Raw genomic sequence first — 26,440 nt, 5'->3', positions numbered from 1 at the left:
CGTCCTCGTCCGAACCCTTCTCGTCCGAGCCCTTCTCGTCCGAGCCTTTCTTGTCCGCGCCTTTCTTGTCGGAACCCTTCTTCTCGGACTTCTCGTTCAGGTCCTTCGCCTTGTCCTTGGCCTCTTCCTTGTCGTCGACGTCCAGCTCGCGCAGTTCGCGCTTGAGGATCTTGCCGGTGGGGTTGCGCGGCAGCTCGTCGAGAAAGATGACTTCGCGCGGCACCTTGTAGCGGGCCAGCTCTTCCTTCACGTGCTTCTTGAGGGTGTCCTCGTCGACGTCGGAGCCGTCCTTCTTGACCACGAACGCCCGCAGCCGGTGGCCGTACTCCTTGTCCTCGACGCCGATCGCGGTGGCCTCGACCACCTCGGGATGCCCGCTCAGGCAGTCCTCGACTTCGGCGGGGAACACGTTCTCGCCGCCGGAGACGATCATCTCGTCGTCGCGGCCGCTGACGAAGAGCAGGCCGTCCTCGTCGAAGTAACCGACATCGCCCGAGGACATCAGGCCGTCGATGATCTCCTTGTGGCCGCCGCCGGTGTAGCCCTCGAACGGGAAGGCGTTGCCCACGAAGATCCGACCGACCTCACCCTGCGGCTTCTCCTTGCCGTTGTCGTCGAGGATCTTGACCTTGACGCCCTTGACCACCGGTCCGACCGTCGACGGGTCCTTCTCCAGGTCCTCCGGGCGGGCGATGGTGGCGAACGCGATCTCGGTCGAGCCGTACATGTTGTAGATGACCGGACCGAAATCTTCCAGCGCGCGCGCCGCCAACTCGCCACCCAACTGCGAACCCGACACGAAGATGATCTTCAGGTTCGACAGATCGGGCTTCTTGTCCATCTTCTCGATGGCGTCCAACAGCCGCGACAGCATCACCGGCACCACGACCATGGCGGTCGCCTTGTGCTTTTCGAGGTCTTCGAGCACCAGCGGCGGCTTGAACTTGCGCCGCAACACCAGCGTCGAGCCCAGGAACATGGCGATCGTGGCGTGCAGGAAACCCAGCGCGTGGAACATCGGCGCCGGCAGCGAGGTGATCTCGTTGGCCTTGAACGGAACGTGCGACAGGATGCCGCCGACCGGCGCCAGGGTGGGCGGCGTGCTGCGGTTGGCGCCCTTGGGGGTGCCGGTGGTGCCGCTGGTCAGGATGATGATCGACGCGTGCTTGCCGGCTTTGGGCGCCGGATCCTTGCTGCTGTGCTCGATCAGCTCGGCCAGCGTTTCGTGGTCACTGCCGGAGTCCTCGTCACTGTCCGGGTTGGTGCCCAGGGCGCGCAGGAAACCCAATTCCGGCTCGGCTTTGCTGACGGTCTTGGTGTATTCGTCGTCGTAGATGATCAGCTTGGCGCCCTCGCGCTCGGACACCTCTTTGACCTGATTGCCGGAGAACTCGCTGTTCAGCAGGATGATGCGGGCGCCGACCCGGGCTGCACCGAAGTAGGCGACGAGGAACCAGCGGGTGTTGCGGGCCAGGATGGCGACACCGTCACCGGCCTTGACACCCTTCTCGAGCAGGCCGTTGGCGACCGCGTGGGCGGCTTCGTCGAGTTCCTTGAAGCTGAATTCGCCGTCTTCGTCGATGCACGCCGCGCGGTCGGGGGTGCGGGCGGCGTTGAGCGCGGGCAACATGCCGAATTCGCCCCACTTGACGATGCCGGTGGCCAGCGCGGCGTAATTCTGCGGGGGCTCTATCCGGAATGCTCCGGCTTCGAAGATTTTGCGCACGTAATGGAGTTCGGCGGCGCCGCGTTCCACGTATTGCTGGATTTTTCCGACCCCGGGTACATCGCTCAGGCTAGGCATGTTCCTCACCATATGTGACGGAGGTCGCAATGCGACCGATAGGTTTCCCTCGAATTACCATCGGCTTCTATGGCCAAACCCGTGTCACTGGATGTGAGCGGCCGCGAGGTCACCATCACCCACCCGGACAAGGTCGTTTTCCCTGACCGTGGCACCACCAAGCTCGACCTGGTCCGCTACTACCTGAGCGTGGCCGACGGCGCGCTGCGCGGCGTCGCGGGCCGCCCGATGATCCTGAAGCGATTCGTCAAGGGCATCGCCGAAGAGGCGGTGTTCCAGAAACGCGCCCCCGCCAATCGGCCGGACTGGGTGGACGTCGCCACCCTGCGCTACGCGTCGGGCACCTCGGCCGACGAGGCCGTCATCCACGACCCGGCCGGACTGGCGTGGGCGGTCAACCTGGGCTGCGTCGACCTGAATCCGCATCCGGTGTTGGCCGACGACCTCGATCATCCCGACGAGCTGCGGGTGGACCTGGACCCGATGCCCGGAGTCGACTGGCGCCGCATCGTCGATGTCGCGTTGGTGGCCCGCGAGGTGCTCGAAGACCACGGGCTGACCGCCTGGCCGAAGACCTCCGGGTCGCGCGGCTTCCACATCTACGCCCGGATCGCCCCGCGCTGGCCGTTCCGGCAGGTCCGACTGGCCGCGCAGACCGTCGCCCGCGAAGTCGAGCGTCGCGCGCCCGACCTGGCGACCAGCCGGTGGTGGAAAGAGGAACGCGAAGGGGTGTTCGTCGACTTCAACCAGAACGCGTTCGACCGCACCGTGGCCTCGGCATACTCGGTACGCGCCACCCCCGACGCGCGGGTCTCCACGCCGCTGCGCTGGGACGAGGTCCCCGGCTGCGACCCGGCGCAGTTCACCATCGACACCGTGCCGAGCCGCTTTGCGGACCTCGGTGATCCGTGGGCCGGGATGGATGACGCGCCCGGGAGCCTGGACCAGCTGCTGGCGCTGGCCGAGGAGTTGGGCCCGCCGGAGAAAGCGCCGCGCGGCACCGGCAAGAGCGCCGACGGCCGGCGTCAGTCCGTCATGCCGCTGATCGAGATCGCCCGCACCAAGACCAGGGACGAGGCGATGGCCGCCCTGGACACCTGGCGCGCCCGCCATCCCGCCGCCGCCGAGCGGCTGCATCCCGCCGACGTCCTGGTCGACGGCATGCGCGGACCCAGCTCCATCTGGTACCGGATCCGGATCAACCTGCAACACGTGCCGACCGGCGAGCGTCCCGCGCAGGAAGAACTGATCGCCGACTATTCGCCCTGGGAGGGCTACACACCGAAACCCCGACCACGTAACTGACGGTCTGGTAACCCACGCGCTACTCTCACGCTGTGACGGCGATGAGTCGACGGGGATTCTTGCAGGTCGCCGCCGCTGCGGGCCTGCTCACGGCGTGTTCGGACAAGCCCAAGCCGGGCACGCCCGGTGGCGGGGCGGTGACGGTCACCCACCTGTTCGGTCAGACCGTCGTCAAGGAACCGCCCAAGCGGGTGGTCAGCGCCGGGTACACCGAACAGGACGATCTGCTCGCGGTGGGCGTGGTGCCCATCGCGGTCACCAACTGGTTCGGTGACCAGCCCTACGCGGTGTGGCCGTGGGCGCAGCCCAAACTCGGTGCGGCACAACCGGTTGTGCTCAACCTGGACAACGGCATCCAGGTCGACCAGATCGCCGGCCTCAAGCCGGACCTGATCGTGGCGACCAACGCCGGCCTGGACGCCGACACCTATCGCAAGCTGTCGGACATCGCCCCGACCATCGCGCAGTCCGGCGGCGACGCGTTCTTCGAGCCGTGGCGCGACCAGGCCGCCACGATCGGCCAGGCCGTCTTCCAGGCGGACCAGATGAAGTCGCTGGTCGACGCCGTCACCGCCAAGTTCGCCGACGTCGCCCAGAAGAACCCGTCCTGGAAAGGCCGCAAAGTACTGCTGATGCAGGGCCGGTTGTGGCAGGGCACCGTGGTCGCGACGGCACCGGGCTGGCGTACCGAATTCCTCACCCAGATGGGGCTCGTCGTGTCCGAGGCCGTCAACGCCTACATCACCGACCACCGCGCGATGATCCCCCGCGACCGCATCAAGGAAGTGCTCGATTCCGCCGACGTCGTGATCTGGTCCACGGAGAGTCCCGAGGATCAGCAGGCGTTGCTGGCCGATCCCGAGGTGGCGGCGGCGCAAACGACCACCCGCCAACGCCACATCTTCACCGGCAAGGACCTGGCCGGCGCGATCGCGTTCGCGTCGCCGCTGAGCTATCCCGTCGTCGCCGACCAACTGCCTCCTCAGATCGCCAAGATCCTGGGCTGACTGAGCATTCGCTAAGGCGCCTCTGGCAGTGCTCGAAGACCGCTGCCCAACGCCCGAAACCGGCGCTAACGTCGAAATATGAGTGTGACCGAGATCACCGATATCCCGAGGGAACCCGACATGGCGTGCGCCGTGCTCGATTACGGCGACCAGGCGCTGATGCTGCAATGTGACGGCACCGCCGACGTACTGGCGTGGGCCGATGCGTTGCGCGCCGCGCAATTGCCCGATGTCGTCGACATCGTCCCGGCCTCGACCACTGTGCTGATGAAACTCGCCGGACCCCGCCTGCAGGCGATCACCCGGCAACGGCTCCGCGGGTTGCGGGTCACGCCCGGTTCGGACACCGAGCACGGCGACCCGACGCGCGACGTCGTCATCGACGTGGTGTACGACGGACCGGATCTGGCCCAGGTCGCCGCGGCGACCGGCCTGACTCCCGCCCAGGTCATCAACGCCCACACCAGCAGTCGATGGCGGGTGGCGTTCAGCGGGTTCATGCCCGGTTTCGCCTACCTGATCGGCGGCGACGAGCGGCTACGGGTGCCGCGGCGCTCGGACCCGCGGACGTCCGTCCCGGCCGGCTCGGTGGGTCTGGCCGGCGAGTTCAGCGCCGTGTACCCGCGCCGGTCGCCGGGCGGATGGCAGCTCATCGGCCACACCGACGCGGTGCTGTGGGACATCGACAAACCCGACCCGGCGCTGCTGACGCGGGGCATGTGGGTCCGGTTCCGGGCCGTGTGAAGGAGACGCGATGACCACCACGCTGGAGATCCTGCGCACCGGACCATTGGCCGTCGTCCAGGATCTGGGCCGCGCCGGGCTGGCCCACCTCGGTGTCGGCCGGTCCGGGGCGGCCGATCGTCGCTCGCACACGCTGGCCAACCGATTGGTCGCCAACCCCGACGACCGGGCCACCGTCGAAGTGACCTTCGGCGGCTTCGCGGCCCGGGTCCGCGGTGGCGACCTCGACATCGCGGTGACCGGCGCCGACGCCGAACCGACGGTGAACGGAACCAAGTTCGGCAGCAACAGCATTGCGCATGTCCGCGACGGCGAGGTGATCTCGTTGGGCACGCCGCGCGCCGGCTTGCGCAGCTACCTCGCGGTGCGCGGCGGCATCGGTGTCACCCCGGTGCTGGGTTCGCGCAGCTATGACGTGATGTCGGCGATCGGGCCGTTGCCCCTGCAGCCGGGCGACGTGGTGCCGGTCGGTGAGCACACCGCCGACTACCCCGAACTCGAGCAGGCTCCGGTCGCCGCGATCGACAGCCACATCGTCGAACTCATGGTGGTGCCCGGGCCGCGTGACGACTGGTTCGCCGATCCCGATGCCCTGGTGCACACCGTCTGGATGGCGTCGGACCGCAGCGATCGGGTCGGCATGCGGCTGGAGGGCCGGCCGATGGAGCACCGCTGGCCGGGCCGGCAGCTGCCCAGCGAGGGCACCGTCCGCGGCGCAATCCAGGTGCCGCCCAACGGTTTACCGGTGATCCTGGGACCCGATCACCCGATCACCGGCGGCTACCCGGTGGTCGGCGTGGTGACCGACGAGGACATTGACAAGGTCGCCCAGGTGCGGCCCGGCCAGTACGTGCGACTGCACTGGGCCCGACCCCGGTCCTGACCTGATAGACAGGGACGGTGCACACCGCACGTCTGGTCCACACCGCCGATCTGGACGACGACAGCCGGCAGCGCATCTGCCGCATGGTCACCGAGGCGTACGACGGCGACTTCTCCGAGGCCGACTGGGAACACGCGCTCGGCGGCATGCACGCGCTGATCTGGCACCACGGCGCGATCGTCGCGCACGCCTCGGTGGTGCAGCGACGGTTGATCTACCGGGACACCGCGCTGCGCTGCGGCTACGTCGAAGGTGTTGCGGTACACGAGGATTGGCGCGGAAAAGGACTCGTGAGCGCACTGCTGGACGGCGTCGAGCAGGTGATGCGCGGCGCCTATCAACTGGGCGCGCTGAGTTCGTCGCTCGCCGCCCGCGGACTGTACGCCCGGCGGGGCTGGCTGCCCTGGCTCGGCCCGACGTCGGCGCTGGCCCCCGCCGGCCCGACCCGCACGCCCGAGGACGACGGGACGGTGTTCGTACTGCCGGTAAGTGTGAGCCTGGACACCTCGGCGGGGCTGATGTGCGACTGGCGCGACGGCGACGTCTGGTAGCCCTCACACGGCCTGAAGCGTTGCGGTGAGCGGAAGTTCACAACCGGGGTCATCGCGGGAAGCGCCCGGGCAACAAAAGATTTCTAGCGTTACCGACAAGGTCGCAAACGTTAGGAGTCTTCGTGTTCGCCAAGCTCGCGCGCCGTTCGCACACCATTTCCGACTGGGATCCCGAGGACGTGGTGGCCTGGGAAGCCGGCAACAAGTACGTCGCGCGCCGCAACCTGATCTGGTCGGTGGCTGCCGAGCATGTCGGCTTCTCCATCTGGTCCATCTGGTCGGTGATGGTGCTGTTCATGCCCGCATCGGTGTACGGATTCTCTGCGGGTGACAAGTTCCTGCTGGGCGCCACCGCCACCCTGGTCGGCGGCTGCCTGCGCTTCCCCTACACCTTCGCCACCGCGAAATTCGGCGGCCGCAACTGGACCGTCTTCTCCGCGGGGGTGCTGCTGATTCCCACCATCGGCAGCATTTTCCTGCTGGCCAATCCCGGTTTGCCGCTGTGGCCGTACCTGGTGTGCGCGGCGCTGGCCGGGCTGGGCGGCGGCAACTTCGCCTCGTCGATGACCAACATCAACGCGTTCTATCCGCAGCGGCTCAAGGGCGGGGCGCTGGCCCTCAACGCCGGCGGCGGCAACCTCGGTGTCCCGATGATCCAGCTGGTCGGCCTGCTGGTGATCGCCACCGTCGGTGACCGCGAACCCTATTGGGTGTGCGCGGTGTATCTGGTGCTGCTCGCTGTCGCCGGCGTCGGAGCGGCGCTGTACATGGACAACCTGGCGCAGTTCAGCATCGAGATGCGCACCATGCGTGCGGTGCTGGCCGAACCGCACACCTGGGTGATTGCGCTGCTCTACATCGGCACCTTCGGTTCGTTCATCGGCTTCTCCTTCGCCTTCGGTCAGGTGTTGCAGATCAACTTCATCGCGGGCGGACAGAGCACCGGCCAGGCCGCGCTGCATGCCGCCCAGATCGCTTTCCTGGGGCCACTTCTGGGTTCGCTGTCGCGGGTGTACGGCGGACGGCTGGCCGACCGGGTGGGTGGCGGACGGGTCACCCTCGGTGTGTTCTGCGCGATGATCCTGGCGGCCGGAATCCTGGTCAGCGTCAGCACTTTCGCCGAACACCACACCGGGCCGGCGCCGGCCGCGACCATGGTGGGCTACGTCACCGGGTTCGTGGCGCTGTTCATCCTGTCCGGAATCGGCAACGGCTCGGTGTACAAGATGATTCCGTCGATCTTCGAGGCGCGCAGCCACTCGCTGCCGGTCGACGAGGAGCAACGCCGGCACTGGTCGCGCGCGATGTCCGGTGCGTTGATCGGGTTCGCGGGGGCGATCGGCGCGCTGGGCGGTGTGGGCGTCAATCTTGCGCTGCGCCAGTCGTATCTGTCCGACGGCACCGCGACTTCGGCGTTCTGGGTGTTCGTCGCGTTCTATGTCGGCGCCTCGGCGCTGACCTGGGTGACCTATGTGCGCAAGCCGTTGCAGGCAACGGCGCACGCACCGGCCGGGCTGGCTTACGTGTAGTCACACCGCTGTTCGATGTGAGCAAGAACGCAGGTGCGAGCAATGCCGCAGCAATTGCCAGGTAACGTCCCGGAAACCGAGCAGGCATACACATGTGACATGGCCCAGGAACCGTCTGCGCCACTGACCGGCTACCGAATCGCAGTGACCTCAGCGCGCCGCGCGGAGGAACTGTGCGCGTTGTTGCGCCGGCACGGTGCCGAGGTATTCAGCGCGCCCGCCATCAGCATGATCGCGCTGCCCGACGACGACGAACTGCACAGCAACACCGAGGCGCTGATCAGTGATCCACCCGACATCGTGGTGGCGCACACCGGTATCGGTTTCCGCGGTTGGATCGCCGCGGCCGAGGGCTGGGGGCTGGCCGCCGAACTCAACGAGTCGTTGTCGCGGGCGCGGGTCGTTTCACGCGGCCCGAAGGCGACCGGTGCGTTGCGCGCCGCGGGACTGCGCGAGGAGTGGTCCCCGGAATCGGAGTCCTCGCAAGAAGTTCTGGAATACCTGCTCGCCACCGGTGTCGCCGGTAAGCGCATCGCGATCCAGTTGCACGGCGCCGCCGACGCGTGGGACCCGTTTCCGGAGTTTCTCGCCGGATTGCGCGCCGCCGGCGCCGAGGTGGTGCCGATCCGGGTATACCGTTGGAAGCCAACGCCTTTGGGCGGTGAATTCGATCAGTTGGTCGCCGGTATCGCCCGCCGGCAGTTCGATGCGGTCAGCTTCACATCGGCGCCGGCGGCCGCGGCGGTGCTGGAACGCGGCCGCGAACTGGGCATCGAGGAACAGGTACTGGACGCGCTGCGCGGTGGGGTGCACGCGATGTGCGTGGGCCCGGTGACGGCGCGGCCGTTGATCAGGCGATCCGTACCGACGTCGTCCCCCGAGCGAATGCGATTGGGCGCGTTGGCCCGTCATATCGCCCAGGAGTTGCCGACGCTCGGTTCGTGCAGCGTCAAGGCCGCGGGTCACGTGGTCGACATCCGGGGTACCTGCGTGCTGGTCGACGGCTCGGTGAAGACCGTGTCGGGATCGGGAATGGCCATCCTGCGCGCCCTGGCCCATCGACCGGGCGACGTCGTCGGGCGCACCGAGCTCCTCCGCGTGTTACCGGGCAACGGCGACGACACCCATGCCGTCGACACCGCCGTGCTGCGGTTGCGAACCGCGCTGGGTGACAAGAACATCGTGGCGACGGTGGTCAAACGGGGCTATCGGCTGGCCCTCGACCACGAGCACGACGCCGCATGAACCTTATCTTGACCGCGCACGGCACCCGCCGGTCGTCAGGCGTGGCGATGATCGGCGATCTCGCCGACCGGGTGAGCCGCTTGCTGGACCGCACCGTGCGGGTGGCCTTCGTCGATGTGCTGGGTCCGTCACCCGGCGAGGTGCTGTCGCGGATGTCCGGTCGCGAACCCGCAATCGTGGTGCCCGCGTTCCTGTCTCGGGGCTACCACGTCCGCGCCGACCTGCCGGCCGAGGTCGCGGCCAGCGGCCACCCGAACGTCACCGTCACCCAGGCGTTGGGTCCGGGACCGGAGATCTCGGCCGTCCTGGGCCACGTGTTGGTCGAATCCGGTTGGCAGCCCGGTGATTCGGTGATTCTCGCGGCGGCCGGAACCTCCGATCACCGCGCTCGCGCCGACCTGCGCAACGCCGCCGCGGCGCTGTCGGTGCTCATCGGGTCGCGGGTCGAGCTGGCGTACCCGATGCCGTCGCGGCCGCGCGACACCGGGGTGCGCGGCGCGTCGTGGTCGTCTCCTACCTGCTGGCCGACGGCCTGTTCCAACAGCGACTGCAGGAAAGCGGTGCCGATCTGGTCACCCGGCCCCTGGCCACCCATCCCGGCTTGGTGCGCTTGATTGCGAACCGATTCCGCACCGCGATGCCCATCCGGGAGCTGTCCCGACTGGGCTCGCCCTACGCCGCAGCATTTGATCTTTCCTGAAAATCGGGTAATCCTGGCAGCATGGCCCGCAACGAAGAGCCCTCGCGTGGGCTCCTCGACGACGTAGCGAAAATGCTGCGCCTGCCTTTTAGTACACCGGAGTTCATCGACCGGATAGTCACCGGATCGGTCAATCAGGTCGGCCGGCGCACCTTGTACATGCTCATCACCACGTGGGACGCCGCCGGTGGCGGCCCGTTCGCGGCCAGCGCGATCGCGTCCACCGGGCTGTCGAAGACCGCCGAGATCGTGCAGTCCATGTTCATCGGGCCGGTCTTCAACCCGCTGCTCAAAACGCTCGGCGCCGACAAGGTCGCGGTTCGTGCGTCGTTGTGCGCCTCGCAACTCGTCGGTTTGGGCATCATGCGCTACGGTGTGCGCTCCGAACCGCTGCACTCCATGACGGTGTCGCAGATCGTGGACGCCATCGGTCCGACGATGCAGCGCTATCTCGTCGGCAAGATCGACTGAGCCCGCTCAGGCCGCCAGGCGCGCGGCGAATCGCCCGACCTGGATGCGGCCGTCGGCGGTGACCCGCACCGAGTAGACCGGCACCGACACCCGCTCGTCATCCAGGCAGCTGCCGTCGTCGAGCGCGAAAGCCTGTTTCAGGATTGGCGATTGGACGGTGGCGCGCCCGCCGCGGTCGCCGACGATGCCCCGTGACAGCACGGCGGCACCGGAGAATGGGTCCACGTTGCCGATCGCGTGCACCGAGCCGTCGTCGAGGCGGAACAACGCGGCCTGGTTGCCGTCGTCGAGCAGTACGCCGACCCCGCGACCGGGGATCAGGTGGGCGTAGTCGCAGGCGCTCGTCCACACCCGGATGTCGTTGCTGATCGTCACAATTGCTCCTTGCTTCATCGGATTCGTGGGAGGCCAAGGGACACAGGCACTTTGCGTCCGGCACGTTCGGTGAATGTCACGGTCTCGTCGACGGCGTCCGGCGCGTTGACGAAGGAGACGAACCGCGACAACTTGTCCGGGTCCTCCAGCACGCCTTTCCATTCGCACCGGTAGGTGTCGACGTGGCGCTGGATCGCTGCCTCGAATTCCTCGGCCAGGCCCAGCGAGTCGTCGCAGACCACCTCCCGCACGTGATCCAGGCCCAGCGATTCCACCCAGGGTGCGGTGCGCTGCAACCGGTCGGCGGTGCGGATGTAGTACATGAGGAACCGGTCGATGTAGCGGACCAGGGTCTCGGTGTCCAGGTCGCTCGCGATCAACTGGGCGTGCTTGGGGGTCATGCCCCCGTTGCCGCCGACGTAGAGGTTCCAGCCCTGCTCGGTGGCGATCACGCCGACGTCCTTGCCGCGCGCTTCGGCACATTCCCGCGCGCAACCCGAAACGCCCAGCTTGATCTTGTGCGGGGCCCGCAGACCGCGATAGCGCAGTTCCAGGTCGATGGCCAGCTGCACCGAATCCTGTTGCCCGTAGCGGCACCAGTCGCTGCCCACGCAACTCTTCACGGTGCGCAGCGCCTTGCCGTAGGCGTGTCCGGACTCCATGCCGGCGTCCACCAGGCGCTTCCAGATCGCCGGCAACTGATCCACCCGCGCACCGAACAGGTCGATCCGCTGGCCGCCGGTGATCTTGGTGTAGAGCCCGAAATCCTGTGCGATCTGGCCGATCAGGATCAAATGCTCGGGTTTGATGTCCCCCCCGGGCACCCTCGGCACCACCGAGTAACTGCCGTTCTTTTGTATGTTGGCCAGGAAGTGGTCGTTGGAGTCCTGCAGCGAAGCCTGCTCGCCGTCCAGGATGTGGTCCGAGCCGGTGGAGGCCAGGATCGAGGCGACCACGGGTTTGCAGATGTCGCAACCCTTTCCGCTGCCGAAGCGGTCCAGCAACCCGGAGAAGGTGCGGATCTCGGTGGCCGAGATGATCTGGAAGAGTTCGGCACGGGACTGGCTGAAGTGCTCGCACAAAGCTTTGGACTGCGCTACGCCCTGAGCTTCCAGCAGTTGCTTGAGCAGCGGAACGCAGGACCCGCAGGAGGTGCCGGCGGTGGTGCACGCCTTCAACGCGGGCACGTCGGCGCAGCCGTCGGCGATGGCGCACGTCAAGTCGCCCTTGGTGACGTTGTTGCAGGAGCAGATCTGCGCGGAATCGGGCAGTGCCCCGACGCCCAGTGCTGCGGTGCCGTCGCCGGTGCCCGCGGGGGCGATGAAAGTCATTGGGTCACCAGGCAATTCGCTGCCGACCATGGGCCGCAGCACCCCGTACGAGGACGCGTCGCCCACCAGCACTCCACCGAGCAGGGTCTTGGCATCGTCGGAGAGCACCAGTTTGGCGTAGGTGCGGTTGACCGCGTCGTTGACGGCGACCTCGAGGCAGTTCGGCGTGCTGCCCATCGCGTCGCCGAAGCTGGCGACGTCGACGCCGAGCAGCTTGAGCTTGGTGGACAGGTCGGCCTCGCCGAATTCGGCGGTTCCGTCGAGCAATCGGTCGGCCACCACCTCGGCGCTGGTGTAGCCGGGCCCGACCAGCCCGTAACACTTGCCGTCGATCGCGGCGACCTCGCCGATCGCGAAGATGTCGGGATCGCTGGTGCGGCAGGCCAAGTCGGTGCTGACCCCGCCGCGCGGCGCAATGTCGAGGCCGGCCGCGCGCGCCAACTCGTCGCGAGGTCGGATGCCTGCGGCGAACACCACCACGCCCGCGTCGACGACCTGCCCGTCGCTCAGCCGGACCTGAACCGAATCGTGGCCGGAGACAATCGATTCGGTGCCGGTCCCGACGTGGATCTCGATGCCGAGCTCACCGATCATCCTGGCCAGCAGCGCACCGCCGGCCTCGTCGATCTGCTGGGCCATCAGTCGGGGCATCATCTCGACGACATGCGTGGGTAAGCCGAACTGGCGCAACGCGTTCGCCGCTTCCAAGCCCAGCAGACCACCCCCGATAACGACCCCGGCGCTGCCGGATGTCGCCGCGGCTTGGGCTCCGGCGCGTATAGCGTCCAGGTCGTCCAGCGTGCGGTAGACGTGGCAGGACGGCAGATCGTGACCGGCCACCGGCGGGACGAAGGCGTAGGACCCGGTGGCCAGCACCAGGGTGTCATAGGTGTGCCGTTCGCCGTCGGCGGCGACCACAGCCTTTGCCGCACGGTCGATTTCGGTGACCCGGGTGTTCAGCAGCAGCCGCACCGAACCGTCGCCGACGTAGTCGTTGCCGGGCAGCGCCAACAGGCCGCGGTCCCAGCTCTCGGTATAGGAGGTCAGGCCGACGCGGTCGTAGGCGGCGTCGGCTTCCTCGGCCAACACGGTGATCTGCCACAAACCGCGGGTGTCGCGGGCGCGCAGAGCCTCGACGAAGCGGTGCCCCACCATGCCGTGGCCGACCACCACGACACGCCGGGCACCGGCGCGCACGGAAGTAACGCCGGCTGAAGAAGACATGCCCAAGACCCTACGAACGCGATGTTGCCGAAAATGACGCCGAATGTGACACCGGCATCAAAGCGTCCTCACACCTGGGAAGTCCCTGTGTGACCCTTGTTCGCTCACGGCGAACATCCAGGTGGAACTTTAGTGCAGGCGACTCAAGTTTTACCGGGTAGCCGACCAACACAGCGTCGGGCACAGCCAACTCACAACGAAGAATAAGGAGTCATCCATGAGCAATGTCGCCTTGTGGTCGCGTCCGGCGTGGGACACCGACCGATGGTTACGGGACTTTTTCGGTCCCACCTATTCGGACTGGAAAGCGGATTCGATCAAGCCGGTGAGCAGCGGGTTCAACCCCGCGGCCGAGATCGTGAAGGACGGCGAGGACGCGGTAGTCCGCGTTGAGCTGCCCGGCGTGGACGTCGAGAAGGACGTCAACGTCGAGGTGGACAAGGGCCGCCTGGTCATTCACGGCGAACACCGCGACGAGCACGCCGAGGAGAAGGACGGCCGCACCTTGCGGGAGATCCGCTACGGGTCGTTCCGCCGGTCGTTCCAGTTGCCGGCGCACGTCACCGGCGAGGCCATCTCGGCCTCGTATGACGCGGGTGTGCTGACCGTCCGCGTCACCGGCGCGTACGCGGGTGCACAGCCGCAGCGCATCGCCATCACCAAGTAGCGCGAGCAGACGTAAAAGCCCCCATTTCGTACCGAAATGAGGGGCTTTTACGTCTGCTCGGCATCAAACCCAGCCGGCCAGCAGCTCGTTGGCGCGGGCCGACAGGGCCCGTTGGAAATACGGCCCGAAGCTGACCCGGCCGACACCGAGGGGGCCGAACGACGCCGGGTCGTCCTGATCCGGCAAGGCGATCGCATTGATCGGCAGCGGTAGCTCGGTTGCCAAGCGGCGCAACGTCTCTGGGTCATGGCGCCCCACCGGGTACAGAACGTCCGCGCCGGCGTCGGCGGCTTCCGTCAACCGTGCCACGGCGCGTTCGACACGGTCCGCATCGTCGCCGTCCTTGCGCAGGAACAGGTCGGTGCGGGCATTGAGCACGACGTGCACCCCCGCCGCGTCGGCCGCCGCGCGCAATCCCGCCACGAGCTCGGCGTGTTCGGCGGAAGAACGCAGCCGGCCGCCTTCGGAATGCACGGTGTCCTCGATGTTCAGCCCGACGGCACCCGCCTGCAGCAGACCCTCGATCAGTCGCTGCGCGGGCAGCCCGTAGCCGGATTCGATGTCGACCGATACCGGCACGTCCACAGCCGTACAGATCTGGGCGACGCGCGCCAGCACGTCGTCGAACGACATCCCCTCGCCGTCGGGTTTGCCGATCGAGTCGGCCAGCGGGTGGCTGCCCACGGTCAGCGCGGCGAAACCGGCGTCTACCGCCAGGTTTGCCGACCAGGCATCCCACACGGTCGGGAGGATGACCGGGTTACCGGGCTGATGCAGTTCCAGCAGCGCCCGGGCGCGCTCGGCGAGTTGCGGCATGTCCAGTGCTTTCTGATCGCGGTGGACGACGTGACGGACGTCTTGCCCGACGTCGGTGGAAAACAGCGGATAGTATCTGGTTGCAGACTGTGATCCGCAACACCTTCAGCCCAGGGAGATCTCTTGTCCACCACTACTGAACTCGCCGAACTGCACGACCTGATGGGCGGGCTGCGGCGGTGCGTGAGTTCTCTCAAGGCGCGCTACGGAGACAACCCGGCGACGCGTCGCATCGCGATCGACGCCGACCGCATCCTGAGCGACATCCAGCTTCTCGACAGCGACGTCGCCGAATTGGACCTCGCCCGGGCCACCGTGCACCAATCCGGGGAAAAGATCGCCATCCCGGACACCCAGTACGACAGCGATTTCTGGCGCGATGTCGACGACGAGGGTGTCGGGGGTCACAACCGCTCCTGACGTCGAAGCCCGACTAAATAGCGGGCGTTTGCTCTGTGTACCCTTCGGTTTACAGCCCGTTCGAAGAGGAACACAAATAGATGAGCGCACCCACGGCGAGTCGTTCTGACTCCGGCGTCTTTTCTCCATCTCGCGCACAGCTCGCGCAGAAGACGCTCCGCACGGATAGGTGGTGGCTTCAGCCACTGCGGATCAACCTCGGCTTTGCCGCATTCGTCATCTACGCGACGGTGCGTGCGTTTCAGCGGGATCACTTCTACGTCGAGAAGTATCACTACCTGACGCCGTTCTACTCGCCGTGCCTCAACGAGAAGTGTGGCCCGGCCAGCGAGTTCTGGCCGCAGATCTTTCCCGCTTCGGGGCTGCTGTCGCTGGTGCCCTACGCGGCGCTGACGCTGCCGTTCCTGCTGTTGTTCCGGCTGACCTGCTACTACTACCGCGGCGCCTATTACCGCACGGTGTGGCAGTCGCCCACTGCCTGCGCAGTCGCCGAGCCGCGCGTGCACTACACCGGTGAGACGCGGTTCCCGCTGATCATCCAGAACACGCACCGCTATTTCTTCTACATCGCCGTGCTGATCTCGTTGATCAACACCTACGACGCGATCGTCGCGTTCCATTCCGATGAGGGGCCGGGCGGATTCGGCTTCGGCCTGGGCAACGTGATCCTGCTCGGCAACGTCATCATGCTGTGGTTTTACACCCTGTCCTGCCACTCTTGCCGGCACGTCACCGGCGGACGCCTCAAGCACTTCTCCAAACATCCTGTGCGGTACTGGATCTGGACGCAGGTGAGCAAGATCAACACCCGGCACAAGCTGTTTGCGTGGATCACGCTCGGCACGTTGATGCTCACCGACTTCTACGTCGCACTGGTGGCCAGCGGCACCATCTCCGACTTGAGATTCGTTGGCTGACAAGCCAACTCATAATTAGAGGACTTAGCGAGGTTTCATGGTTGAGGTCGAACGGCATGCCTACGACGTAGTCGTGATCGGTGCCGGCGGCGCAGGATTGCGTGCGGTGATCGAGGCGCGGGAACAGGGCCAGAAGGTCGCGGTGGTGACCAAATCCCTGTTCGGCAAGGCCCACACGGTGATGGCCGAGGGCGGGTGCGCCGCTTCGATGGGGAACGCCAACCCGAAAGACAACTGGCAGACCCACTTTGGCGACACGATGCGCGGTGGAAAGTTCCTCAACAACTGGCGGATGGCCGAATTGCACGCCAGGGAAGCCCCGGACCGGGTGTGGGAGCTCGAGACCTACGGCGCGCTGTTCGACCGCACCAAGGACGGCCGGATCAGCCAGCGCAACTTCGGTGGGCACACCTACGCGCGGCTTGCGCACGTCGGCGACCGCACCGGCCTGGAACTGATCCGCACCATGCAGCAGAAGATCGTCTCGCTGCAGCAGGAGGACTTCGCCGAGTTCGGCGACTACGAGGCCCGAATCAGGGTGTTTGCCGAGTGCACCATCACCGAGTTGCTCAAAGACGGTGACGCCATCGCCGGAGCGTTCGGCTACTGGCGCGAGACCGGCAAGTTCGTGCTGTTCGAGGCCCCGGCGGTGGTGCTGGCCACCGGCGGAATCGGCAAGTCGTTCAAGGTGACCTCGAACTCGTGGGAGTACACCGGCGACGGACACGCGCTGGCGCTGCGGGCCGGCGCCACGCTGATCAACATGGAGTTCGTCCAGTTCCACCCGACGGGCATGGTGTGGCCGCCGAGTGTGAAGGGGATCCTGGTCACCGAGGGTGTCCGCGGTGACGGCGGCGTCCTGAAGAACTCCGACAACGAGCGGTTCATGTTCGGTTACATCCCGCCGGTGTTCAAAGGTCAGTACGCCGAGACCGAGCAGGAAGCCGACCAGTGGCTCAAGGACAACGACTCGGCCCGTCGCACCCCGGACCTGCTGCCCCGTGACGAGGTCGCTCGGGCGATCAACTCCGAGGTCAAGGCCGGTCGCGGCACCCCGCACGGCGGGGTCTACCTGGACATCGCCTCGCGTCTGACCCCGGCCGAGATCAAGCGCCGGCTGCCGTCGATGTACCACCAGTTCATGGAGCTGGCCGAAGTCGACATCACCAAGGAGGCGATGGAAGTCGGGCCGACCTGTCACTACGTGATGGGCGGGGTGGAGGTCGACGCCGACACCGGCGCGGCCAAGGTGCCCGGGCTGTTCGCCGCGGGCGAGTGCTCCGGCGGCATGCACGGCTCCAACCGGCTCGGCGGTAACTCGTTGTCCGACCTGCTGGTGTTCGGCCGCCGCGCCGGCCTGGGGGCCGCGCAGTACGTGGCCGCGCTGGACAACCGGCCGAAGGTCTCGTCCGAAGCCGTCGATGCCGCCGCCGAGTTCGCGTTGCATCCGTTCGAGGGCCCGACGGACGGCTCGGCGCCGGAGAACCCGTATGCCCTGCAGATGGACCTGCAGCACGTGATGAACGACCTGGTCGGCATCATCCGCAAAGAGGACGAGATTTCCAAGGCGCTGACGCTGCTCAAGGAGCTGTGGGCGCGGTACAAGAACGTGCAGGTCGACGGGCAGCGGGAGTACAACCCGGGCTGGAACCTGGCGATTGACCTGCGCAACATGCTGCTGGTCAGCGAGTGCGTGGCGAAGGCGGCGCTGGAGCGCACCGAGAGCCGCGGCGGCCACACCCGCGACGACCACCCCGGCATGGACTCCGGTTGGCGCAACACGTTGCTGGTGTGCAGCGAGGCGCAGGACGATCCGGACAACCACATCACCATCGAGCGGCAGCAGCAGATTCCGATGCGCCAGGACTTGCTGGAGCTTTTCAAGCTCTCGGAATTGGAGAAGTACTACACCGACGACGAGTTGGCCGAGCATCCGGAACGGAGAGCGTAATGGCGTACAACGCGAGCATGCGGGTATGGCGCGGCGACGTGAGCGGCGGTGCGCTGCAGGAGTTCACCGTCGAGGTCAACGAGGGCGAGGTGGTGCTCGACGTCATCCACCGCCTGCAGCAGACCCAGACGCCGGACCTCGCGGTGCGGTGGAACTGCAAAGCGGGTAAATGCGGCTCCTGCTCGGCGGAGATCAACGGCCGGCCGCGACTGATGTGCATGACCCGGATGTCGACGTTCGAGGAGAACGAGGTCGTCACCGTCACGCCGATCCGGACGTTCCCGGTGATCCGCGACCTGGTGACCGACGTGTCGTTCAACTACGAGAAGGCCCGCGAGATCCCGTCGTTCACCCCGCCCAAGGAACTGCAGCCGGGTGAGTACCGGATGGCGCAGGTCGACGTGCAGCGTTCACAGGAGTTCCGCAAGTGCATCGAGTGCTTCCTGTGTCAGAACGTGTGCCACGTGATCCGCGACCACGACGAGAACAAGCAGGAGTTCGCCGGCCCCCGCTATCTGATGCGGATCGCCGAGCTCGAGATGCACCCGCTGGACACGGTGGACCGGCGCGACATGGCTCAGGAGGACTTCGGTCTGGGCTACTGCAACATCACCAAGTGCTGCACCGAGGTGTGCCCGGAGCACATCACGATCACCGACAACGCGCTGATCCCGATGAAGGAACGCGTTGCCGACCGCAAGTACGACCCGGTGGTGTGGCTGGGAAACAAGCTGTTCCGGCGCTGACGTTAAGCCGGCGGCGGGATCGGGTACCCGAAATTGATGCTAGATCCCACCAGTATTGACGAACTCAAGACGGCCATCGACGAGATGACGCAGCGCGCGGAACTCGCGCGCAAAGAGGGCCGGAACGACGACGCGACCGAGATCGAGCAGCACATGCAGGGTCTGCGGGAACGGCTCGCCGAGCGCTCGCCGACCTAGATCCCCAGGCGGCGCAGTTCGCTGCGGTGGAAGACGATGGGCGCGATGCCCGCATCCACCGTCACCTCGCTGACCCGCAGCACCACGATGGTGTGATCTCCGGCCGGGATCAGTTGTTCTATCGCACTTTCCAGCCACAGGCCGGTGCCCTTGATGAAGACGGCGCCCGTCTGGCTGGACACCGTATCCAGGCCGGCGAACCGGTCGCCGGTCTTGGCGGCCAGGGTGCGGACGGCCACGTCGTGGGCCTCTCCCAGCACGCTGATGCCCAGGGTCGGCACGTCTTTGAGTTTCGGCCAGGTGGTCGACGTGTTCTGCACACAGAACGACACCAACGGCGGGTCCAGTGACACCGGGACGAAAGTGCTGGCCGCCAGACCGTGGCGGATTCCGTCGACCTGGGCAGCGATGGCCACCACCCCGGTGGGGAAGTGGCTGAAAGCCTCACGCAGCGACGTCGGCGTCAGCTTGTTGTTCGAATTCACCGGACTTCATTCGCTCCTCGAGCCGAGAACGGGATTCTCGCTTCCGCAGCCTACCCGGCCCCCGGAACGTAGCCATACCGGGAAGCCACATCGGGGTGCGCCCGCAGCCTGCTCTTCCAGGCATTGCGTCCATAGACGGGGTAGATCGGATCTCTCGGCTCGTGTTTCGGCGCTGCACGCAGGTGCGCAGGCAGGTCGAGCACCGGTATCTGGGCGTCCAGCCGCGGGTTGAAGAAGTAGGGCACCGAGATCCGTTGGGCGCCGGCCTCGTCCAGCTGCACCCGGTGCTCGGTGGCCCGCAGGTAACCGCCCGTCGCGAACTCCAGCAACTCCCCGATGTTGACGACGAACGCGCCGTCCAACGCCGGCACGTCGATCCAGTCCCGGCAGCCTGGGGGACGCACTTGCAAGCCACGGCTGCCCGGTTCGGCAAGCAGCAGGGTAAGCACCCCGGAATCCTGGTGCGCGCCCACACCCTGCGGGCCGGCTGGGCACGCCGGATACCTGATCAACTTGATCAGCGTCGCGGGTGCGTCGGCGAAGGCCGCGTCGAACACCTCGGGCGGGCTGCCCAGCGACGCCGCCCAGTGCCGCAGCAAGCTGCGCGACACCTGGGACAGCGCGGCGTCGAACTCGGCGACGATCCCTGGTAGCTCAGGCAAACCGGCGGGCCACTGATTCGGCCCTTGCAGCCAGAGGTAGTCCGGGCGGCCGGGGCCGCCGATCGGGGGTCGCTCGGGACCGATGTCGATCTGCTCACGCCAGTCGACCTCGCCGCGGGTGTACTCACCGCCCAGCCGGGTGTAGCCGCGGAAGTGCGGACTGTGCACCATCGCCACCGCGTCCTTGTCCGCCTGCGGCAGCGCGAACAGGCGGCGCGCCGCGCTGAGCACCTGGCCGGTCAAGGTTTCCGGCACCCCGTAGCCGGTCAGATAAAAGAAGCCGACCCGGTGGGCCACGTCGCGAAGAGCTTCGCGCAGCAGGGTGGGTTCGGCGCCCAAATCCACCACCGGCAGTGTCGTGACGCTCCCCACATGCCCATCATCGCCGCAGGTGAGCGGGGTTGCCAGGGATTCGCTCACTGACATCCCAACCGGTTGGTTAGTTAGACAGTGCAATTTAGCTCACACTGGCTTGCGTCAAGTTACTGATCGGTATAGTTTTAACGTGTTACTGGTGGGTAACTTAGCCCTAGTACCCAACCACAGGTGGCATTCTCAATGAGGAGGACCCGTAGTGAGCCACTACAAGAGCAACGTCCGTGACCAGGAATTCAACCTGTTCGAGGTACTTGGCGTTGACCAGGCTTTAGGCCAAGGCGAATTCAGCGATCTGGACGCCGACACCGCTCGCGAGATGCTCGCCGAGGCCGCGCGGCTGTCCGAGGGACCCGTCGCCGCATCGTTCGTCGACGGTGACCGCAACCCGCCCGTCTTCGACCCCAAGACCTTCTCGGTGGAGCTGCCCGAGTCGTTCAAGAAGTCGGTCCGCGCGGTCATGGACGCCGGTTGGGACAAGGCCGGCCTCGACGAGGAACTCGGCGGCATGCCGATGCCACGATCGTTGATGTGGGCGCTGCACGAGCACATCCTCGGCGCCAACCCGGCGGTCTGGATGTACTCCGGTGGCGCGGGCTTCGCCCAGATCCTCTACCACCTCGGCACCGAGGAGCAGAAGAAGTGGGCCGTGCTGGCCGCCGAACGCGGCTGGGGCTCCACGATGGTGCTCACCGAGCCGGACGCCGGATCCGACGTCGGCGCGGGCCGGACCAAGGCCGTGCAGCAGGAGGACGGTTCCTGGCACATCGACGGCGTCAAGCGGTTCATCACCTCCGCCGACTCCGGTGACCTGTTCGAGAACATCTTCCACCTGGTGCTGGCGCGACCGGAAGGCGCCGGCCCCGGCACCAAGGGGCTGTCGCTGTTCTTCGTGCCCAAGTTCCACTTCGACCCCGAGACCGGCGAGCTGGGCGAACGTAACGGCGTGTTCGTCACCAACGTCGAGCACAAGATGGGCCTGAAGGTCTCGACCACCTGCGAGCTGTCCCTGGGCCAGCACGACGTGCCCGCCAAGGGCTGGCTGGTCGGCGAGGTGCACGACGGCATCGCGCAGATGTTCGAGGTCATCGAGCAGGCCCGGATGATGGTGGGCACCAAGGCCATCGCCACCCTGTCGACCGGTTACCTGAACGCGCTGGAGTACGCCAAGTCGCGGGTGCAGGGTGCCGACCTGACCCAGATGACCGACAAGACTGCACCGCGGGTCACCATCACCCACCACCCCGATGTACGTCGGTCGCTGATGACCCAGAAGGCCTACGCCGAAGGGCTGCGGGCGCTGTACCTGTTCACCGCCACCTTCCAGGACGCGGGGGTGGCCAAGGTGGTGCACGACGTCACGCCTGAGCTGGCCGCCAAGATCAACGACCTGATGCTGCCCATCGTCAAGGGTGTCGGCTCGGAGCAGGCGTACGCCAAGCTCACCGAAAGCCTGCAGACCTTCGGCGGTTCGGGCTTCCTGCAGGACTACCCGATCGAGCAGTACATCCGGGACGCCAAGATCGACTCGCTCTACGAAGGCACCACCGCCATCCAGGCGCAGGACTTCTTCTTCCGCAAGATCATCCGCGACAAGGGTGTGGCGCTGGCGCATGTCTCCGGCGAGATCCAGAAGTTCGTTGACAGCGAGTCCGGCAACGGCCGGCTCAAGAGCGAGCGAGCCCTGCTGGCCAAGGCGCTCACCGACGTGCAGGCGATGGCCGCCTCGCTGACCGGCTACCTGATGGCCGCGCAGGAGGACGTCACCAGCCTCTACAAGGTGGGTCTGGGCTCGGTGCGGTTCCTGATGAGCGTCGGCGACCTGGTCATCGGCTGGTTGCTGCAGCGTCAGGCAGCGGTGGCGATCGAGGCCTTGGACGCCGGTGCGACCGGGTCTGAGCGGTCCTTCTACGAGGGCAAGATCGCGGTGGCGTCGTTCTTCGCCAAGAACTTCCTGCCACTGTTGGCCAGCACCCGCGAGGTGATCGAGACGCTGGACAACGACATCATGGAGCTCGACGAAGCCGCTTTCTGAGTCGGCTCACACCGACTGCCGCGACTGTGAATCCTGCGACGCGTACACCGCGTGTCGCGTCGCAGGATTCCCACTCAGTGGGCCGATCGCACTCGGTGGGCCAATCGCGCCGCGTACGCTGACAACGACCAAAAAGACCGCCGCTGGATCCCCTCAAACCAGCGGCGGCCCTTTTCGTTCGCCCGTCTCCGCTGACCGGCGGTCGACCAGGGATTGCCCCGCGTTGCCGTCGGGGTCGGGGGGTCAGACCACAACACGGGGCCATCCGGACTCACGGATACCCAAACGCTCCGGTACCAAACCACCCGATTTCAATTCCCTTGGGATGTTTCCGGGCGGGCGAAAACCGCGGGTCAGGCCTCCAGGATCGCCGCTACGCCCTGACCACCGGCCGCACAGATCGAGATCAGCGCCCGCACCGTGCCCTTCCCCTTGGTTGCCTTTTTCTTCTCGGCCAGCTGCTTGGCGGCCTGCGCCAGGATCCGTCCGCCGGTGGCGGCGAACGGGTGCCCGGCGGCCAGCGACGATCCGTTGACGTTGAGCTTGGACCGGTCGATCGAACCCAACGCGGCGTCCAGACCCAGCCGGCCCTTGCAGTATTCGTCGGACTCCCACGCCTGCAGATGCGCCAGCACCACCGAGGCGAACGCCTCGTGGATCTCGTAGAAATCGAAGTCCTGCAGCGTCAGCTCGTTGCGCGCCAGCAACCGCGGTACCGCGTAGGTGGGTGCCATCAGCAAACCGTCGTTGCCGTTGACGTAATCGACCGCGGCCGTCTCCGCGTCGACGAAGTAGGCCAGCGGCGTCAGCGAATGGTCGGCGGCCCACTGCTCGGTGGCCAGCAAAGCGACGGAAGCGCCGTCGGTGAGCGGCGTCGAGTTTCCGGCCGTCATCGTCGCGTCGCCGGCCTTGACGCCGAAGACGGGCTTGAGCTTGGCCAGCTTTTCCACGCTGGCGTCCGGGCGCAGGTTGTCGTCCCGGTAGAGGCCGAGGAACGGGGTGATCAGGTCGTCGAAGAAGCCCCGGTCGTAGGCGTCGGCCATGTTGCGATGGCTGGCAACGGCCAGCTCGTCCTGATCGACCCGTTTGATGCCCATCTCCTTGGCCGTCAGCGCCGCGTGCTCACCCATCGAGAGTCCGGTGCGGGGTTCGCTGTTGGCCGGCACCGCGATGCCGAGATTGGCCGGCAGCGTGCCGACCAGCTTGAGACGTTCCACGTTGGACTTGGCGCGGCGCACCTTCAGCAGGGTGCGGCGCAGGTCGTCGCCGAGCGCGATGGGCGCGTCGGAGGTGGTGTCCACCCCGCCGGCGGCGGCTACCTCGTACCGGCCGGCGGCGATGCCGTCCGCGGCGGCGATGGCCGCCTGCAGACCCGTGCCGCAGGCCTGCTGGATATCGAAGGCAGGAGTGTCAGGTGAGAGGTCCGATCCCAGCACGCATTCGCGCATCAGGTTGAAGTCGCGGCTGTGCTTGAGCACCGCCCCGCCGATCACCGCGCCGAGTCGCTCACCGGACAGGTTGAACCGGTCTACCAGCCCGCCGAGGGCGGCGGTGAACATGTCCTGGTTGGAGGCTTCGGCGTAGCTGCGGTCCGATCGGCCGAACGGGATGCGATTGCCGCCCAGCACGGCGACGCGCCGCCTTGACTCTGAACTTCCAGTGGCCAATTTATTCTCCGTGTGTCGCCGCTTGGTCGGGGATGATTTTGGGGTACCCGCCTCGGCAGGCAATACTACCCACTGTTCTTACTCCGAAGTAAGTTCGTCCCTGACACGGAAGGCAACTCAGTGGCCACCAAGCGCGCGCCCGACCTGTTCTCGCAGGTCGTGAACTCCGGACCCGGATCGTTTCTGGCCAAACAGCTGGGCGTCCCGCAACCTCAGCCGTTGCGGCGCTACAGCGTCGGCGAGCCCCCACTGGCCGGATCGCTGCTGATCGGTGGGGAGGGCCGGGTGGCGGAGCCGCTGCGTGCGGCGCTGGCCGACGACTACGACTTGCTGGGCAACAACCTGGGCGGACGCTGGGCCGACAAGTTCGCCGGGCTGGCGTTCGACGCCACCGGGATCACCACCCCGGCCGGGCTGAAGGCACTGCACGAATTCTTCACGCCGCTGCTGCGCAACCTCGAGCCCAACGCGCGCGTGCTGGTGATCGGCACCACGCCGGAGGCCGCGGGCAGCACCGACGAGCGCATCGCGCAGCGCGCGCTGGAGGGCTTCACCCGCTCGCTGGGCAAGGAAGTTCGCAACGGAGCCACGGTGAACTTGGCGTACCTGGCCCCCGACGCCAAACCGGCGGCCACGGGGCTGGAATCCACCGCGCGCTTCATCCTGTCGGGCAAGTCGGCCTACGTCGGCGGCCAGGTGTTCTATGTCGGCGCGGAGGACGCGACGCCGCCCGCCGACTGGGACAAGCCGCTGGACGGCAAGGTCGCCATCGTGACCGGCGCGGCCCGGGGCATCGGCCGCACCATCGCCGAGGTGTTCGCCCGGGACGGCGCGAAGGTGGTGGCGATCGACGTCGAGTCCGCCGAAGACGCGCTGTCGGAGACCGCCAACAATGTCGGCGGCACCCCGCTGTGGCTGGACGTGACCGCCGAGGACGCCGTGGACAAGATCACCGAGCACCTGCGCGACCACCACGGCGGCAAGGCCGACATCCTGGTCAACAATGCCGGGATCACCCGCGACAAGCTGCTGGCGAACATGGACGACGGCCGCTGGGACTCCGTGCAGGCTGTCAATCTGCTTGCCCCGCAACGTCTTACCGAGGGCCTGGTGGACAACGGAACCATCGGCGCGGGCGGCCGGGTGATCGGCCTGTCCTCGATGGCCGGGATTGCCGGTAACCGTGGGCAGACCAACTACGCCACCACCAAGGCCGGGATGATCGGCCTCACCCAGGCACTGGCGCCCGTGCTCGCCGAGAAGGACATCACGATCAACGCCGTGGCACCGGGATTCATCGAGACCCAGATGACGGCGGCGATCCCGGTGGCCACCCGCGAGGTGGGTCGCCGGCTGAACGCGCTGCTGCAGGGTGGCCAACCCGTCGACGTGGCTGAGACCATCGCCTACTTCGCCAGCCCGGCGTCGAATGCGGTGACCGGCAACGTCGTTCGGGTCTGCGGCCAAGCCATGATCGGGGCCTGAGATGGGTCAACCCAGCGGGCTTCGCAACATGCTGCGCGCGGTGGCCGGGGCGCTACCCGTGGTGCCCCGATCGGACAAGCTGCCCACCCGCACGGTGACGGTCGAGGAGCTGCCCATCGACCAGGCCAACGTCGCCGCCTACGCCGCGGTCACCGGGCTGAGTTACGGCAACAACGTGCCGCTGACCTACCCGTTCGCGCTGACGTTCCCGTCGATCATGTCGCTGGTGTCCGGGTTCGACTTCCCGTTCTCCGCAATGGGTTCGGTGCACACCGAGAACCAGATCACCCAGCACCGGCCGATCGCGGTGACCGACACGGTCAGTGTGCAGGTTCATGCCGAGAACCTGCGCGAGCATCGCAAGGGCCTGCTGGTCGACCTGCTGACCGACGTGCACGTCGGCAACGACCTGGCCTGGCAGCAGGTGACGACCTTCCTGCACCAGCAACGCACCAGCTTGTCCGACGAACCCAAGCCGCCGCCGAAAAAAGAACCCAAGCTGCCGCCGCCGTCGACCGTGCTGAGCATTTCGCCGGCACAGATTCGTCGGTACGCCGTGGTGGGCGGTGACCTCAACCCGATCCACACCAATGGTGTCGCCGCGAAGCTGTTCGGCTTCCCGACTTCGATCGCGCACGGAATGTTCAGTGCCGCAGCGGTATTGGCGAACATCGAGGGCAAATTGCCGGACGCGGTGCAGTATTCGGTGCGGTTCGGCAAGCCGATCCTGTTGCCGGCGAAGGTGGGACTGTACGTCGAGCAGGCCGACGGCGGCTGGGATCTGTCGCTGCGCAACCTTTCCAAGGGCTATCCGCACCTGACCGGGAGCGTCAAGCCGCTGTAGTTT

Annotated in this window: 23 protein-coding genes and 2 pseudogenes; 18 read left to right on the top strand and 7 right to left on the bottom strand. The window is 66.8% G+C overall.

The window, feature by feature from the left end:
* Positions 1 to 142 precede the first annotated feature (142 nt).
* Positions 143 to 1,804, bottom strand: a pseudogene (gene fadD2, locus AC5Y4D_RS20565) (long-chain-fatty-acid--CoA ligase FadD2); the annotation flags it as partial.
* Positions 1,805 to 1,873: 69 nt separating this feature from the next.
* Between fadD2 and AC5Y4D_RS20560 the strand changes: the two are divergent.
* From AC5Y4D_RS20560 to AC5Y4D_RS20520, 9 genes and pseudogenes are all read left to right on the top strand, one after another.
* On the top strand, positions 1,874 to 3,109 hold the full coding sequence (locus tag AC5Y4D_RS20560; RefSeq protein ID WP_500038097.1) for a DNA polymerase domain-containing protein: 1,236 nt from the start codon (positions 1,874 to 1,876) through the stop codon (positions 3,107 to 3,109).
* 41 nt (positions 3,110 to 3,150) lie between these two features.
* Entirely contained in the window at positions 3,151 to 4,116 is a 966-nt protein-coding gene (locus AC5Y4D_RS20555; protein WP_500038099.1) for an ABC transporter substrate-binding protein, read from the top strand.
* Positions 4,117 to 4,194: 78 nt separating this feature from the next.
* Positions 4,195 to 4,860, top strand: coding sequence for a 5-oxoprolinase subunit B family protein (locus AC5Y4D_RS20550; RefSeq protein ID WP_500038096.1), 666 nt, complete (start codon positions 4,195 to 4,197; stop codon positions 4,858 to 4,860).
* 10 nt (positions 4,861 to 4,870) lie between these two features.
* Positions 4,871 to 5,743 carry a 5-oxoprolinase/urea amidolyase family protein gene (locus tag AC5Y4D_RS20545; RefSeq protein ID WP_500038095.1) on the top strand — a complete coding sequence of 291 codons (873 nt, stop codon included), beginning with the start codon at positions 4,871 to 4,873 and terminating at the stop codon, positions 5,741 to 5,743.
* Positions 5,744 to 5,760: 17 nt separating this feature from the next.
* Positions 5,761 to 6,294, top strand: a complete 534-nt coding sequence (locus tag AC5Y4D_RS20540; RefSeq protein ID WP_500038094.1) for a GNAT family N-acetyltransferase — start codon at positions 5,761 to 5,763, stop codon at positions 6,292 to 6,294.
* 122 nt (positions 6,295 to 6,416) lie between these two features.
* Positions 6,417 to 7,823 (top strand): nitrate/nitrite transporter, encoded by a 1,407-nt coding sequence (locus tag AC5Y4D_RS20535; protein WP_500038093.1) that lies wholly within the window; start codon positions 6,417 to 6,419, stop codon positions 7,821 to 7,823.
* Between the two features lie 99 nt (positions 7,824 to 7,922).
* Positions 7,923 to 9,068, top strand: coding sequence for a uroporphyrinogen-III synthase (locus AC5Y4D_RS20530; protein ID WP_500038092.1), 1,146 nt, complete (start codon positions 7,923 to 7,925; stop codon positions 9,066 to 9,068).
* Positions 9,065 to 9,768, top strand: a pseudogene (locus AC5Y4D_RS20525) (sirohydrochlorin chelatase). Before AC5Y4D_RS20530 ends, AC5Y4D_RS20525 begins: the two are co-directional and overlap by 4 nt.
* A gap of 21 nt (positions 9,769 to 9,789) precedes the next feature.
* On the top strand, positions 9,790 to 10,239 hold the full coding sequence (locus AC5Y4D_RS20520; protein ID WP_065146645.1) for a TetR/AcrR family transcriptional regulator: 450 nt from the start codon (positions 9,790 to 9,792) through the stop codon (positions 10,237 to 10,239).
* A gap of 6 nt (positions 10,240 to 10,245) precedes the next feature.
* Here the strand turns inward: AC5Y4D_RS20520 and nirD are convergent, their stop codons facing one another.
* Positions 10,246 to 10,614, bottom strand: coding sequence for a nitrite reductase small subunit NirD (gene nirD, locus AC5Y4D_RS20515; RefSeq protein WP_500038091.1), 369 nt, complete (start codon positions 10,612 to 10,614; stop codon positions 10,246 to 10,248).
* 14 nt (positions 10,615 to 10,628) lie between these two features.
* Entirely contained in the window at positions 10,629 to 13,169 is a 2,541-nt protein-coding gene (gene nirB / locus AC5Y4D_RS20510) for a nitrite reductase large subunit NirB (RefSeq protein WP_500038090.1), read from the bottom strand.
* Positions 13,170 to 13,386: 217 nt separating this feature from the next.
* Here nirB and AC5Y4D_RS20505 point away from each other — a divergent pair, with 217 nt between their 5' ends.
* On the top strand, positions 13,387 to 13,836 hold the full coding sequence (locus AC5Y4D_RS20505) for an Hsp20/alpha crystallin family protein (protein ID WP_500038089.1): 450 nt from the start codon (positions 13,387 to 13,389) through the stop codon (positions 13,834 to 13,836).
* A 63-nt stretch (positions 13,837 to 13,899) separates the two neighbouring features.
* On the opposite strand, the gene AC5Y4D_RS20500 is transcribed toward AC5Y4D_RS20505, so the two are convergent.
* Positions 13,900 to 14,652: an isocitrate lyase/PEP mutase family protein gene (locus tag AC5Y4D_RS20500; RefSeq protein ID WP_499992458.1), complete on the bottom strand. Its 753-nt coding sequence runs from the start codon at positions 14,650 to 14,652 to the stop codon at positions 13,900 to 13,902.
* Positions 14,653 to 14,775: 123 nt separating this feature from the next.
* Here AC5Y4D_RS20500 and AC5Y4D_RS20495 point away from each other — a divergent pair, with 123 nt between their 5' ends.
* From AC5Y4D_RS20495 to AC5Y4D_RS20475, 5 genes are all read left to right on the top strand, one after another.
* On the top strand, positions 14,776 to 15,072 hold the full coding sequence (locus AC5Y4D_RS20495; RefSeq protein WP_499943984.1) for an Rv0250c family protein: 297 nt from the start codon (positions 14,776 to 14,778) through the stop codon (positions 15,070 to 15,072).
* An 80-nt stretch (positions 15,073 to 15,152) separates the two neighbouring features.
* Positions 15,153 to 15,989, top strand: coding sequence for a succinate dehydrogenase subunit SdhC (gene sdhC, locus AC5Y4D_RS20490; RefSeq protein ID WP_499992459.1), 837 nt, complete (start codon positions 15,153 to 15,155; stop codon positions 15,987 to 15,989).
* A 37-nt stretch (positions 15,990 to 16,026) separates the two neighbouring features.
* Positions 16,027 to 17,940, top strand: coding sequence for a fumarate reductase/succinate dehydrogenase flavoprotein subunit (locus AC5Y4D_RS20485; protein ID WP_499992460.1), 1,914 nt, complete (start codon positions 16,027 to 16,029; stop codon positions 17,938 to 17,940).
* Positions 17,940 to 18,686, top strand: a complete 747-nt coding sequence (locus AC5Y4D_RS20480) for a succinate dehydrogenase/fumarate reductase iron-sulfur subunit (RefSeq protein WP_499943987.1) — start codon at positions 17,940 to 17,942, stop codon at positions 18,684 to 18,686. The genes AC5Y4D_RS20485 and AC5Y4D_RS20480 overlap by 1 nt, the downstream gene beginning before the upstream one ends.
* Before the next feature lie 36 nt (positions 18,687 to 18,722).
* Entirely contained in the window at positions 18,723 to 18,884 is a 162-nt protein-coding gene (locus AC5Y4D_RS20475; protein ID WP_499943988.1) for a hypothetical protein, read from the top strand.
* Here AC5Y4D_RS20475 and AC5Y4D_RS20470 read toward each other — a convergent pair.
* A complete protein-coding gene (locus AC5Y4D_RS20470) occupies positions 18,881 to 19,369 on the bottom strand; it encodes a flavin reductase family protein (RefSeq protein ID WP_500038088.1) in 489 nt (162 codons plus the stop codon). The genes AC5Y4D_RS20475 and AC5Y4D_RS20470 overlap by 4 nt on opposite strands.
* Positions 19,370 to 19,419: 50 nt before the next feature.
* A complete protein-coding gene (locus AC5Y4D_RS20465; RefSeq protein ID WP_500038098.1) occupies positions 19,420 to 20,385 on the bottom strand; it encodes an isopenicillin N synthase family dioxygenase in 966 nt (321 codons plus the stop codon).
* A gap of 220 nt (positions 20,386 to 20,605) precedes the next feature.
* Here AC5Y4D_RS20465 and AC5Y4D_RS20460 point away from each other — a divergent pair, with 220 nt between their 5' ends.
* Complete coding sequence (locus AC5Y4D_RS20460; protein WP_499992463.1) at positions 20,606 to 22,441, top strand: acyl-CoA dehydrogenase; 1,836 nt, start codon at positions 20,606 to 20,608, stop codon at positions 22,439 to 22,441.
* A gap of 353 nt (positions 22,442 to 22,794) precedes the next feature.
* On the opposite strand, the gene AC5Y4D_RS20455 is transcribed toward AC5Y4D_RS20460, so the two are convergent.
* Positions 22,795 to 24,108, bottom strand: coding sequence for an acetyl-CoA C-acetyltransferase (locus AC5Y4D_RS20455; RefSeq protein ID WP_499992464.1), 1,314 nt, complete (start codon positions 24,106 to 24,108; stop codon positions 22,795 to 22,797).
* 120 nt (positions 24,109 to 24,228) lie between these two features.
* Here AC5Y4D_RS20455 and AC5Y4D_RS20450 point away from each other — a divergent pair, with 120 nt between their 5' ends.
* Together AC5Y4D_RS20450 and AC5Y4D_RS20445 are read left to right on the top strand one after the other, a co-directional pair.
* Positions 24,229 to 25,593 carry a 3-oxoacyl-ACP reductase gene (locus AC5Y4D_RS20450; RefSeq protein WP_499992465.1) on the top strand — a complete coding sequence of 455 codons (1,365 nt, stop codon included), beginning with the start codon at positions 24,229 to 24,231 and terminating at the stop codon, positions 25,591 to 25,593.
* Between the two features lies 1 nt (position 25,594).
* Positions 25,595 to 26,437, top strand: a complete 843-nt coding sequence (locus AC5Y4D_RS20445; protein WP_499992466.1) for a MaoC/PaaZ C-terminal domain-containing protein — start codon at positions 25,595 to 25,597, stop codon at positions 26,435 to 26,437.
* Positions 26,438 to 26,440: the final 3 nt, after the last annotated feature.

Source organism: Mycobacterium sp. NGS67 (genome assembly GCF_059812185.1).
This window is presented reverse-complemented; position numbering and strand designations above follow the sequence as displayed.

What these genes read in the sequence shown, in the direction of transcription:
- nirB (WP_500038090.1), bottom strand. Translation starts at nt 13,169, where the DNA reads ATGTCTTCTTCAGCCGGCGTTACTTCCGTGCGCGCCGGTGCCCGGCGT.
- AC5Y4D_RS20560 (WP_500038097.1), top strand. Translation starts at nt 1,874, where the DNA reads ATGGCCAAACCCGTGTCACTGGATGTGAGCGGCCGCGAGGTCACCATC.
- AC5Y4D_RS20530 (WP_500038092.1), top strand. Translation starts at nt 7,923, where the DNA reads ATGGCCCAGGAACCGTCTGCGCCACTGACCGGCTACCGAATCGCAGTG.
- AC5Y4D_RS20505 (WP_500038089.1), top strand. Translation starts at nt 13,387, where the DNA reads ATGAGCAATGTCGCCTTGTGGTCGCGTCCGGCGTGGGACACCGACCGA.
- AC5Y4D_RS20555 (WP_500038099.1), top strand. Translation starts at nt 3,151, where the DNA reads ATGAGTCGACGGGGATTCTTGCAGGTCGCCGCCGCTGCGGGCCTGCTC.
- AC5Y4D_RS20545 (WP_500038095.1), top strand. Translation starts at nt 4,871, where the DNA reads ATGACCACCACGCTGGAGATCCTGCGCACCGGACCATTGGCCGTCGTC.
- AC5Y4D_RS20520 (WP_065146645.1), top strand. Translation starts at nt 9,790, where the DNA reads ATGGCCCGCAACGAAGAGCCCTCGCGTGGGCTCCTCGACGACGTAGCG.
- AC5Y4D_RS20475 (WP_499943988.1), top strand. Translation starts at nt 18,723, where the DNA reads ATGCTAGATCCCACCAGTATTGACGAACTCAAGACGGCCATCGACGAG.
- AC5Y4D_RS20485 (WP_499992460.1), top strand. Translation starts at nt 16,027, where the DNA reads ATGGTTGAGGTCGAACGGCATGCCTACGACGTAGTCGTGATCGGTGCC.
- AC5Y4D_RS20500 (WP_499992458.1), bottom strand. Translation starts at nt 14,652, where the DNA reads ATGCCGCAACTCGCCGAGCGCGCCCGGGCGCTGCTGGAACTGCATCAG.
- AC5Y4D_RS20445 (WP_499992466.1), top strand. Translation starts at nt 25,595, where the DNA reads ATGGGTCAACCCAGCGGGCTTCGCAACATGCTGCGCGCGGTGGCCGGG.
- sdhC (WP_499992459.1), top strand. Translation starts at nt 15,153, where the DNA reads ATGAGCGCACCCACGGCGAGTCGTTCTGACTCCGGCGTCTTTTCTCCA.
- AC5Y4D_RS20480 (WP_499943987.1), top strand. Translation starts at nt 17,940, where the DNA reads ATGGCGTACAACGCGAGCATGCGGGTATGGCGCGGCGACGTGAGCGGC.
- AC5Y4D_RS20550 (WP_500038096.1), top strand. Translation starts at nt 4,195, where the DNA reads ATGAGTGTGACCGAGATCACCGATATCCCGAGGGAACCCGACATGGCG.